Annotated in this window: 17 protein-coding genes; 8 read left to right on the top strand and 9 right to left on the bottom strand. The window is 51.8% G+C overall.

Features of this window, described 5'->3' with window-relative positions; genetic code table 11:
• Window positions 1–2: 2 nt before the first annotated feature.
• From L855_RS03555 to L855_RS03540, 4 genes are all read right to left on the bottom strand, one after another.
• Window positions 3–416 carry a hypothetical protein gene (locus L855_RS03555; protein WP_159784246.1) on the bottom strand — a complete coding sequence of 138 codons (414 nt, stop codon included), beginning with the start codon at window positions 414–416 and terminating at the stop codon, window positions 3–5.
• A 132-nt stretch (window positions 417–548) separates the two neighbouring features.
• Window positions 549–878, bottom strand: coding sequence for a Grx4 family monothiol glutaredoxin (grxD, locus tag L855_RS03550; protein WP_159784243.1), 330 nt, complete (start codon window positions 876–878; stop codon window positions 549–551).
• Between the two features lie 56 nt (window positions 879–934).
• The gene (locus L855_RS03545) at window positions 935–1195 is read right to left on the bottom strand and encodes a BolA family protein (RefSeq protein WP_159784241.1); all 261 of its coding nucleotides are present in this window, start codon (window positions 1193–1195) and stop codon (window positions 935–937) included.
• Window positions 1196–1337: 142 nt separating this feature from the next.
• The gene (locus L855_RS03540; protein WP_159784239.1) at window positions 1338–1916 is read right to left on the bottom strand and encodes a LexA family protein; all 579 of its coding nucleotides are present in this window, start codon (window positions 1914–1916) and stop codon (window positions 1338–1340) included.
• Window positions 1917–2001: 85 nt separating this feature from the next.
• Here L855_RS03540 and L855_RS03535 point away from each other — a divergent pair, with 85 nt between their 5' ends.
• Both L855_RS03535 and L855_RS03530 read left to right on the top strand, forming a co-directional pair.
• Entirely contained in the window at window positions 2002–2265 is a 264-nt protein-coding gene (locus tag L855_RS03535) for a MoaD/ThiS family protein (RefSeq protein ID WP_159784237.1), read from the top strand.
• 38 nt (window positions 2266–2303) lie between these two features.
• Complete coding sequence (locus L855_RS03530) at window positions 2304–3107, top strand: HAD-IIB family hydrolase (protein WP_159784235.1); 804 nt, start codon at window positions 2304–2306, stop codon at window positions 3105–3107.
• Window positions 3108–3121: 14 nt separating this feature from the next.
• Here L855_RS03530 and L855_RS03525 read toward each other — a convergent pair whose 3' ends face one another.
• Window positions 3122–4627, bottom strand: coding sequence for a protein kinase domain-containing protein (locus tag L855_RS03525; RefSeq protein WP_159784233.1), 1506 nt, complete (start codon window positions 4625–4627; stop codon window positions 3122–3124).
• Between the two features lie 480 nt (window positions 4628–5107).
• Between L855_RS03525 and acsF the strand changes: the two genes are divergently transcribed.
• Window positions 5108–6184 (top strand): magnesium-protoporphyrin IX monomethyl ester (oxidative) cyclase, encoded by a 1077-nt coding sequence (gene acsF, locus L855_RS03520; protein WP_159784231.1) that lies wholly within the window; start codon window positions 5108–5110, stop codon window positions 6182–6184.
• Window positions 6185–6204: 20 nt separating this feature from the next.
• On the opposite strand, the gene L855_RS03515 is transcribed toward acsF, so the two are convergent.
• The 3 genes from L855_RS03515 to L855_RS03505 all read right to left on the bottom strand — a co-directional run bounded on the left by L855_RS03515 (window position 6205) and on the right by L855_RS03505 (window position 9018).
• Window positions 6205–7608, bottom strand: coding sequence for an O-antigen ligase family protein (locus L855_RS03515; RefSeq protein WP_159784229.1), 1404 nt, complete (start codon window positions 7606–7608; stop codon window positions 6205–6207).
• Between the two features lie 2 nt (window positions 7609–7610).
• Window positions 7611–7982, bottom strand: coding sequence for a PEP-CTERM sorting domain-containing protein (locus L855_RS22690; RefSeq protein WP_425500596.1), 372 nt, complete (start codon window positions 7980–7982; stop codon window positions 7611–7613).
• A 514-nt stretch (window positions 7983–8496) separates the two neighbouring features.
• A complete protein-coding gene (locus L855_RS03505) occupies window positions 8497–9018 on the bottom strand; it encodes a Ycf51 family protein (RefSeq protein ID WP_246198708.1) in 522 nt (173 codons plus the stop codon).
• Window positions 9019–9290: 272 nt separating this feature from the next.
• On the opposite strand from L855_RS03505, the gene L855_RS03500 reads away from it, so the two are divergent.
• The 5 genes from L855_RS03500 to L855_RS03480 all read left to right on the top strand — a co-directional run bounded on the left by L855_RS03500 (window position 9291) and on the right by L855_RS03480 (window position 13080).
• A complete protein-coding gene (locus tag L855_RS03500; RefSeq protein WP_159784226.1) occupies window positions 9291–9632 on the top strand; it encodes a slr0373 family blue light stress response protein in 342 nt (113 codons plus the stop codon).
• An 81-nt stretch (window positions 9633–9713) separates the two neighbouring features.
• Window positions 9714–11225, top strand: a complete 1512-nt coding sequence (gene ycf46, locus L855_RS03495; RefSeq protein WP_159784223.1) for a stress-responsive protein Ycf46 — start codon at window positions 9714–9716, stop codon at window positions 11223–11225.
• Between the two features lie 140 nt (window positions 11226–11365).
• Entirely contained in the window at window positions 11366–11719 is a 354-nt protein-coding gene (locus L855_RS03490) for a DUF1257 domain-containing protein (RefSeq protein WP_159784220.1), read from the top strand.
• 101 nt (window positions 11720–11820) lie between these two features.
• Window positions 11821–12246 (top strand): tetratricopeptide repeat protein, encoded by a 426-nt coding sequence (locus L855_RS03485; RefSeq protein WP_159784217.1) that lies wholly within the window; start codon window positions 11821–11823, stop codon window positions 12244–12246.
• Between the two features lie 36 nt (window positions 12247–12282).
• Window positions 12283–13080 (top strand): SDR family NAD(P)-dependent oxidoreductase, encoded by a 798-nt coding sequence (locus L855_RS03480; RefSeq protein ID WP_159784214.1) that lies wholly within the window; start codon window positions 12283–12285, stop codon window positions 13078–13080.
• Here the strand turns inward: L855_RS03480 and L855_RS03475 are convergent.
• Complete coding sequence (locus L855_RS03475; protein ID WP_159784211.1) at window positions 13077–13670, bottom strand: thioredoxin family protein; 594 nt, start codon at window positions 13668–13670, stop codon at window positions 13077–13079. The genes L855_RS03480 and L855_RS03475 overlap by 4 nt on opposite strands.
• Window positions 13671–13740 lie beyond the last annotated feature (70 nt).

Raw genomic sequence — 13740 nt, 5'->3', positions numbered from 1 at the left:
CTCTAACTATTCTTATTCGCCTGAAAGGCCTCGCGATCGCTCATCTCCACATCAATACGAATTGAGTCAAGCCCTTCCCGAGCCGCCAAAGACAACATCGAATCCAATTGTACCCAAACTAAAATCGCTGTGGGAATGACAACAACTGCCCCCAGGGGATAGGCAAACAGCGGCGGAACCTCAAACGTCGATAAACTCGTACAAACGCAAATTGTGGCAAACAAAGAGGTTAACAGATACGCCACCTTCAAATTACCCGTCTTATAATGAATCTCGGAAGGATTGCCCTTCGCCTTCCACTGGGCAAATTGATATTCCAAAATATCCTTAAAAACAATCCCGCAGAGAACCGCAAAGATACAACTAACGACAACAATGCTGTAACCCGGTAGGTTGGCTAGGCTGGAAAAATTCATATTCTTTAGAAATTTATCTAGTTCTTCTCAATTGTAACACAAATCTTAACATAAACCATACTCTCACCCCTTGACAAAATCACAAAAGCCCTTCCAGTTTCTGGAAGGGCTACATATGAACAGCCGCTTGTCTTAGGCTTGGGAGGCCAACGCCACCTCTACCATCTGCTGAAGCTCGCCGTTTTGATAGAGTTCAATGGCAATATCCGAGCCACCCACAAACTGTCCATCCACATAGAGTTGAGGAATCGTGGGCCAATTGGAATATTCCTTAATCCCCTGACGGATTTCAAAATCCTCTAAAACATCAACGGTTTCATAGGGAACCCCCAGACTATTGAGCATCTGAACGACATTGTTCGAGAAACCGCACTGGGGCATCAATTTATTGCCCTTCATAAAAACCAGCACTTTATGCTGTTTCACAAGGTCATCGATTCGTTTTTGAGCTTCTGGAGTCATAATCCTATAACTGAGTGATGGTATCAAGAAAACGTCAAATTTGGGGGCCGCAAGGCCTAGCCCACCTGGCTCGTCGCCGCCCATTTATCTGGGGTATAGGTTTTTAGAGCCAGAGCATGGATGGCCTCAGATGCCAATTCGCTACGCAATGCACCGTAGACCAACTGATGCTGTTGCACCAATGAGAGTCCTTCAAATCTCGGTGAAATAATCAGGGCTTCGAGATGATCTCCGCCACCCGTGAGGTCCCGAACCTGCACTTCAGCATCGCCGAGTTCAGTTCGGATAATGTCCGCGACGCGATCGAGGCTAACCATGCCTACTCCTTACAATTCTTTAGGAATTTTCAAACTTCTACAGAACATTGTAAAGGAATTGTTGTGACAGGGGCAGTTCTGGCGGAGTTTTTTTTAGGGGGCAGCCCAACCCGCCCTCAGCAGACAACCCCAGCCCCTTGACTCAGAAGGCATGAATGGAATGAGTCACCCGGCCCAGAATATAAAACTCCCGCTCTGGAGTGAGGACGAGAGGGGGCTGCTGGGCCTTCTCTGATAGTAACAAGAGGCGATCGCCCTGCCGCCCGAGACGTTTCACCATCAACTGCGTCTCCACCACCGCCATCACCAGATCCCCATCCTCGGGTTCCCCAAGCGTATCCACCACCAGCAGATCCCCTGCCTGAATCCCCGCCTCCAGCATCAACTCCCCTGTGGCTCGCACACAAAAACTCGCATCTGGGTGAGTTGTTAAATAGCCATTAAAATCGAGTTCCTGCTCAATCTCATCACTCATCGGCTCCCGAAACCCCGCCGCCACGGCCTGAGAATAGAGCGGTAAACCGTTAGACGCCTCAGGCTTGCAGCGCACTCGTTGCAGTTGTGGCACAATATCCTCGAAGCGCGATCGCCCCCAGGTGTCCAACACCTCAGAAAGTTGGTCAGCCAGACTGAGGGGTAAGCGCATCGCTTTCGTTGGCTCCCCATATTTTCCCGTTCCTGGGGGACGACCGGCGCCAACCCGTTTGCCTCCACGAGCCATATTCCTTAAGGTCTTACCTTTAAGTACATTAATCGAAATTATAGAGTCCTTTGTTTCACTTGGCATCCACGCCCGAGCCATCCCCATGACCCCGTCTGACTCCATTACCATCGTCATCAAGCTCTTTGCCGCCTACCAAGAGGCCTATCAGAGGGACGAACTCACCTGGCACGTCCCCCCCAACAGCACCGTCTCCACGGTCTTAGATCGCTGTATCGCCGACCATCCCAATCTCGCCCCCTGGCGTGATCGCACCCGTTTTGGCATTAACCTAGAGTTTGTCGAGCCAGACGCCCCCCTCCAGGACGGCGATGAAGTGGTTCTCATTCCCCCCGTCAGCGGTGGTTAACCCCGAAGCCAACTCCAGACCCTTGATGACGCGATGACATGACCCTAGTTGTATTTACTGACCTCGATGGAACCCTCCTCAATAGCCATGACTACCGCTTTGACGAGGCCATCCCCACCCTCACTCTGCTCAAACAACGAAACATTCCCATCATTCCCGTCACCAGTAAAACTCGGGTCGAGGTCGAACCCTTGCTCAAGGATTTACAGTTGCAAGAACCCTTCATCATCGAGAACGGAAGCGGCGTCTTCATTCACCCCGAGGATAAGCGGTTTAACCTGAAGGAGACAGAATCCTGGCAAGGGTATCGCCTGAAGCGATTTGGCTGTCTTTACTCTGAGGCTCGTTCAGGACTAGCACAACTGAGTCAACAGCTTGGAGTCAGTCTACAAGGTTTCGGGGATTTGACAGTTGCCGACCTCACCGCCTTAACCGGCCTCTCCCCCCAAGCCGCCCAACAGGCTCAAACTCGTGAATTTAGCGAACCCTTTATTACCCCCCAGCAGCAGTCTAGCCGGGAGATTGAACAGGCCGTCACGAAACTGGGATTTCGGGTGGTTGTGGGCGATCGCTTCTCCCATCTCATTGGCCCCCAGGCTGGCAAAGGCACCGCCGTCTGCTGGCTACTCAACCAGTTCCAAGACTCCCGTCCCCGCCATGTCATTGGCCTGGGCAACAGTCCCAACGACCTCGATATGCTAGAAGCCGTTGAGTCCCCCATTATTATCCCCAACAACAAAGGCCTGATTCATCCCGGCTTACAGCATCTCAACGCTCAAATCGCCCCTCACGCCGGGGCCCGGGGTTGGGCCGCCGCGATCGCCCCTTTGCTGGCCCAATAGCCACCCCCAGGGACTCACAACTCCCGAAACCGATACACCACTGCCCCCGTCGAGACATCATTATCCACATCTACATATCCCGTTTTCGCCAACTCCATCAATAACCGTTCCGCCTTATCAAACGATAACCCCGTCGCCATCACCGCTTGCGTCACCGTCAACTGACCCCCCTTGCGTTCGGCCACCTGAAGCAGTTTCATCACTTGCTCATCTTGACTGGCTGGGGTTAAGACCTGAGTCACCGAGGTATAGGGCATCATAGGAACCCCAGAACTAGACACCCCCAACCGGGCGCGAATTTCCTCTTCTCGCTCCTGGGCCATCTGAGGAATCAGGAATAAGTCCACAAAACCACCGATATCCCCAATCACCGGAATCATCCACAAAAACCCCGTAAAGATTTTGCCATTGTAGAAGCGGTGTAACCCTTTGAGGGGGCGAAAGCCAGAACCCAGTAAAAAAGCAATTAACCATAACAAATAGCTGGTGCGAACTCGGGCTTCATATTCGGGGGTGGAGTCCGGTTTCGAGGGGGTGTTATCCGAGTCTCCCCCCTGAAATAGCGGACGACTCGGCTGGGGAGAGTCTGTTGTCACCGAAGCCGAAGACCTGACACTTCCCTGAGGCCGATAGCTGGGGCGAGGATTATTGAGGTCTGAGAGGATCGCCGCCGGGGAACGGTAACGTCGCCCAGTAGCGGTTTCCACCATCTTGTCTAAGACCTTCATCAAATGGGGGTCAATCCGTCGTCCCTGATCGAGGTAATCTTGCCAACGCAACTTGCCATCATTACTGTCGTACAGGTCAAAGGGAGCAATTCCTGTGAGTAGATGAATACAAGTGACCCCCAGACTATAAATATCACTGGCAAACGTCCCTTTACCCATGGCCTGTTCCGGGGCCGCATAGCCTGCCGACCCAATCCGAGTTCCCGTTAGAGCTAAATTAGCCGCCGTCGCCAGCTTAGAAGCCCCGAAGTCCACCAGGTATAACTGTCCATTTTGGCTGCGAATCAGGTTCGCGGGCTTAACATCCCGGTGAATCACCTTGTGATCATGGACAAACTGGAGAACAGGAAGCAAATCTTGGAGAAGTTGCCGAATCTCCTCATCACTGAAACAGCCACTGGTATTGAGTTCTTCCTCTAGATCAGAGCCATTGATAAACTCTTGAATTAGGTATTGGTGCTGGTTCCATTGGAAATGGGCCAGTAGGTTAGGGATTTGTGGGTGACTCCCCAATTCATCGAGGCGTTTGGCTTCCTGCTGGAACAGTTCGGCGGCGCGATCGCGGTTTTGGGTTCCCTGTTCGCGGGGGTTAAATTGTTTGATCACACAGGGAGGCTTCGAGGGTTTATATTCATCTACCCCCAAAAAGGTACGACCAAACCCCCCAGCCCCGATGGCCCGTAAAGGCCGATAGCGATCGCCCACCAGTAGGGGAGAACCACAAGTGGCACAGATTGAGGCGGTTGTGCTGTTTTGAGGCTGAGGACAATCCGGATTTAGGCAAAACGTCATTGCTGGCACAGAAAACGTCAGAGAGCAGTGATGAGCCGAGAGACAGTCGGGTATAGCCAAAATTGGTCTGAATTGGGCAAAAAATGGGGGAAGAGAAGGCAGCAGGCAGCAGGCAGCAGGCAGCAGGTTCGGACTTCTCTCCCAACTCAGAGTCAATCTGGCAATCTTCGATTGCCATAGATTGCTATATAGGTTAGCAATGGGGGCGGATTGCCCTTAACCCCTATTGTGACAAATTTCACACCGCTGTGTTTTGTGCGGCATTTTGTAACGTAATGTTGCAGATTGTTATAACTTTTAACGAAATTCCGGCAACCTCACTCTCATAGATTGGTACACTGAAAATCAATACTAACTTTAGCCTCATTTCGGCAGCCGATTCGTATGCACGACCCCTTAGCCCAAGCAACCCACTTGAGCGAGGGACTGAATCCAAGCCAGCCCCTGATCGCAGTGATAGGAAACGAGTAAAAAAATCTTATGGTAGATTCCGTTCAACGACCCGTCGCCGATGAGATCCGTCCTGGGGTCAAAGCCCCCAGCAAAGATACGATTCTCACTCCTCGCTTCTACACCACCGACTTTGAAGAGATGGCCCAAATGGACATCTCCGTCAACGAGGATGAACTCCAAGCCATCCTCGAAGAGTTCCGAGTTGACTATAATCGACATCATTTTGTTCGGGACGAGGAATTCAACCAGTCTTGGGACAAAATCACGGGAGAGGAACGCCGGCTCTTCATTGAGTTCCTTGAACGCTCCTGCACTGCTGAATTTTCAGGTTTCTTGCTGTATAAGGAACTCGGACGGCGTCTGAAAGACCGCAGCCCTGTGCTAGCCGAGTGTTTTAATCTCATGTCCCGTGATGAAGCACGTCATGCAGGCTTCCTCAACAAGGCCATGTCTGACTTCAACCTACAGTTAGACTTGGGTTTCCTCACTAAGAGCAAGAAATACACCTTCTTCAAGCCTAAGTTCATCTTCTACGCCACCTATCTCTCTGAGAAAATTGGCTACTGGCGCTACATCACCATTTATCGCCATTTAGAACAGCATCCTGAAGACCGGATTTATCCGATTTTCCGCTTCTTCGAGAACTGGTGTCAGGATGAAAACCGTCATGGTGACTTCTTTGATGCCATCATGCGGGCCCAACCCCAATATCTCAACGACTGGAAAGCTCGCCTCTGGAGTCGCTTCTTCCTTCTGTCCGTCTTCGCCACTATGTACCTCAATGACCTACAACGGTCTGGGTTCTACAAAACCATTGGCCTCGATGCGCGGGAGTATGACATCGAAGTGATTGAGAAGACCAACGAAACTGCTGCTCGCGTCTTCCCCATTAAACTAGATGTCAACAATCCTCAGTTCTATGGTCGCCTCGATCGCTGTGTGGCCAACAACGAGAAGCTGCGCGAAATTGACGATTCCAACGCGCCGGGTGTGGTGAAGTTCTTCAAGAAACTGCCCCTATTGGCGAACAATGGTGTCCAGTTCGTGAAACTCTATTTCATGAAACCCATTGACATGGAAGCCAGCCGCGCCGTCGTCCGCTAAGGGTTCATTCCCTCAGTTGACTAAGAACTTGATAAGGAGTCCCCGGTCTCATTGGGGATCTCATCTTCAGGAGATTCTCCCACTGGGGGGGTCTCCTGTTTTTCATCGAGCTGTGGTGGAAGTAACGGCGGTGAGGAGTCAGCACCAGTTTGCGGACGATACCAGGCTAAACTGAGTCCCCACCAGACAAGATGGCTAAATTGCGCCGCCTCAAACCAAGTGAAGGTGAAGGTCACATAAATAATAACGATGACTTCTAGGCGAGCGAGCGGGGCCTGATAAGCACTATAGGCATAAAACCCCAACAGACCTAAGTAGCTGATTAAGCCGAAAACTCCTGTAGAGACCCAAGTATCGAGAATCAGATTATGGGCTTTATTGGAAATCAGCATTTCAAATTCAATGTTTCCCTCTGGGGTAAGGGCTTCGTAGTAAACATCATGGATGACCTCAATGCGTCGGCTATTGTCGGAATGCTTCTCTACCAGGTGCGCGTAAGCAACGCCAAAGCCATTGAAACCCCAACCCCATAAGGGACGCTCTCGAATCCCCGATCGCCCCAAGTGCCAGAGATAAACCCGATCTGAGGTGATTTGCTTAATCAGGGGTAATCCTTCAATGGGACGGCTGAAGGTAATCAGTCCCATCAAGAGACCTCCCAGCAGACAGAGGGCGATCATCGTGCGCTTATATCGCCGACCGAATAGATACAGAACCCCAACGACAAACACTAAAATGCCCACTCGGGTTCGTAACATCCAGAGCATCCCCCCAAATAGGGCCAGTCCTAAGACGGTCTTTTCTCGGGAAAGCCAGCGCCACTGTCGCAGCAGCAACAGCAAGATACAGAGGAAACTGAGCACAAAGGCCACGTGACCCCGATGAGAATAGGTGCCGATGGGTTGGTGATCCTGGAAAATGGTGCTGCGTAAAATTCCGGGTCGCAGTAGTTCTCCCATGGTTTGGGTGTAGTCAATGCGCCAATCAATGAGTTGGGGAATCATGGCCAGCACCAGCACCACCCCTCCTAGGAGCAATCCTTTGAGTTGCGATCGCAACAGGTGGGGATACTGTCTTAGTAAGGCGGTATTACTGAGGGTAAAGTTCGCTAAAACCGCCCAGTAAAACCAGCCATCTCCCATCTCATCCTGTCCCCAAAAGGCTCGTCTTGGGATAGGACTCTCCAAAACGGCGATCGCCCCTAAGCCTAACCAAGCCCCCCAAAAAATAAGACTCAGCCAATGGTAAGAGTGGAAGCGAAGGGGTTTTCGCCACAGTAGAACCAGGTTGAGTCCATAAAGGGCAATTAAGACCCCAATTTTCGGCACAGTCCAAATTTCGCCCCGAGTCTCGCCCCAGGGATTCAGGGCTAGAAGACTCAAGGCGAATAGGAGTGAATAGAGTCGTTGGACAGCCGGCTGCAACGTTACCGCTTACGAGATTTCCGGAGACCGGCGGCCATCCCCCCAAGGGCCAGCAGAGCTAAGACCGATGTAGGTTCAGGAACGGAAGTCGAACTGTCGTCCGTCGGAGGGGGAGGAACGATGATGGATGTCGAATCGTCATCACTCGAAGGGGGAGGAACGATGATGGGTGCGGGTGTGGGTGTGGGTGTCGGGGTAGGTTCCGGTGTGGGTGTGGGTGTGGGTGTGGGTGTGGGTGTCGGGGTAGGTTCCGGTGTGGGTGTAGGTGTGGGTGTAGGTGTGGGGGCTACCCCACCGCCGCCACTACCTCCAGTGTCTTGCGCGTGGGCCGACGTGACCAATAGACCGCACCAGGCTAGAGTCCCGAGTAGCATTAACGAAATTTGCTTAGCTCTCATCACAGGTTAACCTCAAATTTAAAGGTGTATTTTGTTCGATTCTCCTCGGGTGAGGAAGACTCAACACCGGATGGGGAAATCGCCAAGACGACAATTGAAGAGGGTTTTCCCTACTTCCTTGTTTTATCTTAGCCTTATTTTTGGAGTTTTGCCTCCTCGATTGCTAAGATTTCATGTTGTTTTTGTAAAGTTATTGTTGGCCATTAAATATAGGCTCTAACGGGTCGTTCAATTGAGGCTTGAACTCAGGCAGGACTCTGGACGTTTTACCCGGAGATACTTCCGGTCATTAAGCCCAAAAGAAACCGTATATTTACTGAATATTTACTGGCGTAAGAGTCTATGACCCAACGGTATTTTATGGTAAGCATACGCAACTTTCCTGGAGGTAATCCCCGGCCCTAAAGAATCTCAAACCGGCCGCTGAGGCTAAAACGGCCGGTGGTGAGAGGTCAGGGGGACTCTGCTTTAAGGGTTAAGATAAACTCGGTTAAAGGCGAGCCAAAGCATCCCGGTTAATCTCAATGTTAAAGTCACGTTCATCGCCATCAGACTGCGATCGCGTCACTTGTCCAATAAAGAGGGGTTCCGTGACATCCTCTTCTGGGTGTAATAGCACGCGTCCACGAACCATTAGATTTTGCCCTAAGCGTCCAGGAGAAAACTGGTTAATGGCGGCCTGACGGAGTGTGGCTTCGAGTTGGCTCTCGTTGATGTCAGTGGGCAGTTTAATCACCACCTGTCCTGCTCCATTGTCATAGACGACGGTATAGGGGACAGAACCCGGAACCAGAGTGGTGGTGATGGGAAATAGACTCAGGGAGAACAGCCCCACCGTTAAAACGGCCATAAAGCCAGTTATTCCCACGAGTCGGAAGCGAAAGCCCCATTGCAAGAGAAACGCCAGCAGGGCCAGTACGGCAAAGACGGCCGTCGTCCCCAAAGCCCAGAGGGTGGCTTGTAAAAAGTCGGCAGGAGTTAAAAAGGCTAATGGAAGTTGGCAATACATCATAGAGATCAGGGGCTAGTGAACCGGGTAACGGTCTCCTTCAAATAGCGACACATTACTCAGAGTACGCCAAAATTGCGGTCCATGGATCTTGGGGCGATCGCCCTGAATCCTCCCTCACGGCAAGGAATCTGCCCCTAGAGCCAGTCCTCTGACTTCCTGCTTTATGTAACGGAATGTTACAGTATTGACGTCAAAACAGCAATCTGTCTTGACAGTCCCGGAGAAAGTCTTTAGAGTGTTGAACATACCTGGGTCGAACAACCCGAAATCACATGCAAGATAAACAGAAAGTAACCTTATATCTATCGTCGGAATTACACCGCAAACTCAAAATTCGAGCAGCGGTTGACGGGGAACCCATGTCAGCCCTAGCTCAAAAGGCGCTCGTTTTTTTTCTCGAACATCCTGAAGTGGTTGATAGCCTTGACGCTGTGTCCGGCCATGCCCATCAGGTGTATAGCTGTCCCAGTTGCGAAACGCAGGCAGTTATCCGAGAAGGGGAGTTGATAGCTGTTGGACAAAGTTCTGAAGCGATCGAAGGCGATTTGGTTGAACAAGTCAACGCCGGTCTTGAGCAGTCCTCTGAGTCTGAAGAAGATTTAGTTACCTGCTGAGTTCTCCCTAAGTTTCATCGTCAGGATTTTCACCTTGACGCCCTTGATCTTTATTTGCTCCGTTCACTCTGGTCGATGGTTATGAAAGAAGAGCTAAACATTCTTATCCAGGCTCAATACCCTTTAATATACCTCGTGACCTTTGAGGAGGAGCGGTCTGAACAGGCGATTGAGGTGATTGCCCAGTCTGTGAAACCGCAGCGCCGGGTCTTTACCTGGACGTCCACTAAAGGATTGATTGACTACAGTCAGTCAGGTGGAGCTAATCCTCATAACACCCTATCTCCAGAAGCCGCATTAGACTGGGTTATCCGTCATAAGGAACCAGGGATTTATATCTTTAAAGATTTACATCCTTTCCTGGAAAACCCTAATGTCACCCGAGCGATTCGGGATGCGATCGCCTACTTCCGAGGTACCGATAAGACCATTATTCTAATGTCTCCGGTCCAAAGTGTGCCCGTCGAGTTAGAGAAAGAAGTGGTAGTTTTGGACTTCCCGCTTCCCGATCTCAACGAACTCAACCGAGTTCTTTCACGACAGTTAGCGGATTCGCGCAGTAAGCGCATCAGCACTGAGGCTCGTGAGAAGCTCCTCAAGGCAGCGTTGGGACTCACCAAGGACGAAGCAGAAAAGGTCTATCGCAAAGCCCAAGTCACCGCAAACCGGTTGACGGAAGAGGAAGTTGACATTGTCCTGTCGGAGAAAAAGCAACTCATCCGCCGCAATGGCATCTTGGAATACATTGACGAGGATGAAACCATTGACTCCGTCGGGGGACTCGAAGAGCTGAAACGCTGGCTCTTTCAACGTTCTAATGCTTTCACCGAGAAGGCGCGGGAATACGGCTTACCCCAACCCAAAGGAATGTTGATTCTCGGGGTTCCCGGTTGTGGTAAATCCATGATTGCCAAGACCACGGCCCGCCTCTGGGGACTGCCGCTGCTGCGGTTGGATCTTGGTCGGGTGTATGACGGGTCCATGGTGGGGCGTTCAGAAGCGAATCTGCGCAATGCCCTAAAAACCGCCGAGTCTATCTCCCCAGCCATTCTCTTTATTGATGAATTGGATAAAGCCTTCGCCGGGGGAGCGGGTTCCGGGGATTCCGATGGAGGAACCTCTAGCCGTATCTTTGGCTCCTTCCTAACCTGGATGCAGGAGAAAACCTCTCCCGTGTTCGTGATGGCAACGGCGAACCGGGTCGAACGCCTCCCAGGGGAATTCCTCCGCAAAGGACGGTTTGATGAAATCTTCTTTGTGGACTTACCCACCCGGGAAGAGCGTCAAGAAATTTACCGCATCCATCTGTTGAAGCGACGCACGGATATCAGCCGCTTCGATTTGGATCAACTCGCGAAAGTTTCCGAAGGATTTTCGGGGGCAGAAATCGAGCAAGCAACCATTGCCGCGATGTATGAGGCGTTTGCCCAGGATCGCGAGTTCACCCAGCTCGACATTATCGCCGCCGTGAAATCCACGCTACCGCTGTCCAAAACCATGACCGAACAGGTCACTGCGCTACGAGATTGGGCAAGACAGCGAGCGCGTCCAGCTGCGGCTGCCATGGCTGACTATCAGCGCATGGAGTCGTAGTCACAAAGCTTTCCCCCCGAACTCATCCTTCGGGGGGGAGAGGCTAGCCCAACCGGTTAGCTGTTCAGACGACACGCAAGTGTCATTTACCTAAACCAACCACGTTGTTCTAAACCAAGTTCCATACGGAGGAAACTCTCATGTCTCACTTTAGCACCCTGCGCACCAAAATCACTGACGCTGAAGTTTTGAAATCGTCTCTGCGTGATCTCGGCATCAATGTGAAAACCGAAGCCGATGTGCGTGGTTACAACGGTCAACGGGTTCGTGCTGATCTCGTCGCGGTTCTCGACGGTGAGTACGATCTCGGCTGGTCTCGCAATGGCGATGGTTCCTTTGACCTGATCGCTGACCTCTGGGGCGTTGCTAAAAAGCACAATCAAACTGAATTGATCAACTCCATCAATCAGAAGTATGCGGTCAACAAGACTCTGGCTGAAGTCCGCCGTCCGGGTCTGCAAAACGCCAACGTTAAGCTGATGGTTCAAAAGTAGAATCGCTGCGCGTTCCCAATCTTGCGGGTTAACCTGATGTTGACAGGTTAGCCCGTTTTTTATTGCTGATTTTTTGTTAAGATGTGTTAAGCAATCAACGAGTGAACGTGGAAATTCAGCAATTTTTCGGTTTTTTTCTACTGTTGGCGATCGCCCTTGCGGGAATGGGGGTGATGGTCTGGGCCTATGTGGGCAGTGGCAGTCAGGCGATCTTGTTTCCTCAACCGGTTCCGTCTCAAACCGGTGACGCTGAAGCCTTTGAGGCAGGTTGCGACGCCTTTAAACAGGGCCAGTATGCCATCGCCATCGCGGCTTTTGAAACTGAGTTGCGATCGCACCCGAAGCACCCAGAAGCCTATCACAACCGAGGACTGGCCTTTGCCAACCTACGGCAAGATGACAAAGCCGTGGAAAATCTTCTCAAAGCCAGTCAAGAGTACGCCGAAGCCGATCGCCCCGACGCGTTAGCCCTATTGCGAGAGCAATTACAGGCCCTGAAAGCTCGTAAACTGGCTAGAACCTCCTAACACCGCTTTTCCAATCCACCTAACCGTCTCAAACCCATGCCCAGAGCCTTAATTACCGGTGCATCATCAGGAATTGGCGCTGAATTTGCTCGCCAACTTGCCCCCCAAGGCTATGACTTAGTCCTCACGGCTCGATCGCAAGCTGCATTAGAACACCTCGCCAGCGAACTGCGCCAGAGTCAGGGCATTGAGGTGGAGGTAATTCCTCTGGATTTGACCCAAGCCGATGCCCCCAGTCAGTTGTATCAGCAGACGAGCGATCGCAACCTCCAGATTGATTTATTAATCAACAATGCTGGCTTTGGCGACTATGGGGAATTTGCCCAGGGCGATCGCCACAAACTCCTAGGAATGGTGCAACTGAATATCACCGCCCTGACAGACCTAACCTATCAATTTCTCCAACCTATGCGATCGCGCCAATCGGGAACCATCCTCAACATCGGCTCCATCGGCGGCTTCCAACCCATCCCCTACCTCGCCCTATACGCCGCCAGCAAAGCCTTTGTCCTCAGCTTTAGCGAAGCCCTCTGGGCTGAGAACAAAGACCTAGGCGTCAAAGTCATGGCCATTTGTCCCGGGCCAACCGCAACGGGATTTAACGACGTCGCCGGATTTTCCGAAAACGAGACGGCCAACACCTCCCCAGGACTTGCCTCCGTAGAGTCCGTCGTCAGTGAATCCCTCAAAGTCATGAAACGCGATAGTGGCAGTGCCGTCGTCGGGGGCTGGGCCAACCATCTCATTACCAGTATCCCCCGTCTCTTGCCCCGAGACACCCTCGCCCAAGTCGTTGGGGAGCAATTCCGACCCAAACCCCCAAGCCAAGATTAGTCCTGGACTTGCGCCCCATGACGGCGGGGATCATCCCCTTGGGAGCCAACATTGGCCCCCGATGGAACCTCAGAGGTGCGACCCGCCTGGCGGTTATAAGGCAATGGCCGTCCTGCTAACAGGGCCTCAAGATTCGCCGCCACAATGGTTCGGGGTTGTTCACCAATGGTTTGGGCGATCGCCACCCCCTGAGGATTCAAGAAGACAAAATGAGGAATCCCATCCACCTCATAGCGGCCCATCTCCGGGAGCCATTTACTATTGTCTACATTGAGCATGACAAAATTGACGCGATCGTCATACTCCTCTCGCAACGCCGCCATATCCCCCGCCATTGCCTGACAACTGGTACACCAATCCGCATAAAACTCCACAAAACTCGGTTGACCATTTGTCAGAGCCTCCTCCAAAGGCACCGAACGATTCGCTAAGCTAGACAGAGAGGCCGTTGTTCCCTGAGTCTGGAGCGCTAAAACAATCAAGACACTCAGAACCGCCGCCACCGTGACCACAATCAAATTACGGATTCGCGTCGCTAGGGTCACCTCTGAGGCGTCGAGGTTCGTATCCAATGGTTTCTCACCCATCATTTCTTTCCAAAGCGTTACAACAAAACTATCTTTAGTCTAAAGCCCCTATGGGGCGATCGCCCTTCAGAGA

The organism is Sodalinema gerasimenkoae IPPAS B-353 (assembly GCF_009846485.1).
GTDB lineage: Bacteria > Cyanobacteriota > Cyanobacteriia > Cyanobacteriales > Geitlerinemataceae > Sodalinema > Sodalinema gerasimenkoae.
This window is presented reverse-complemented; position numbering and strand designations above follow the sequence as displayed.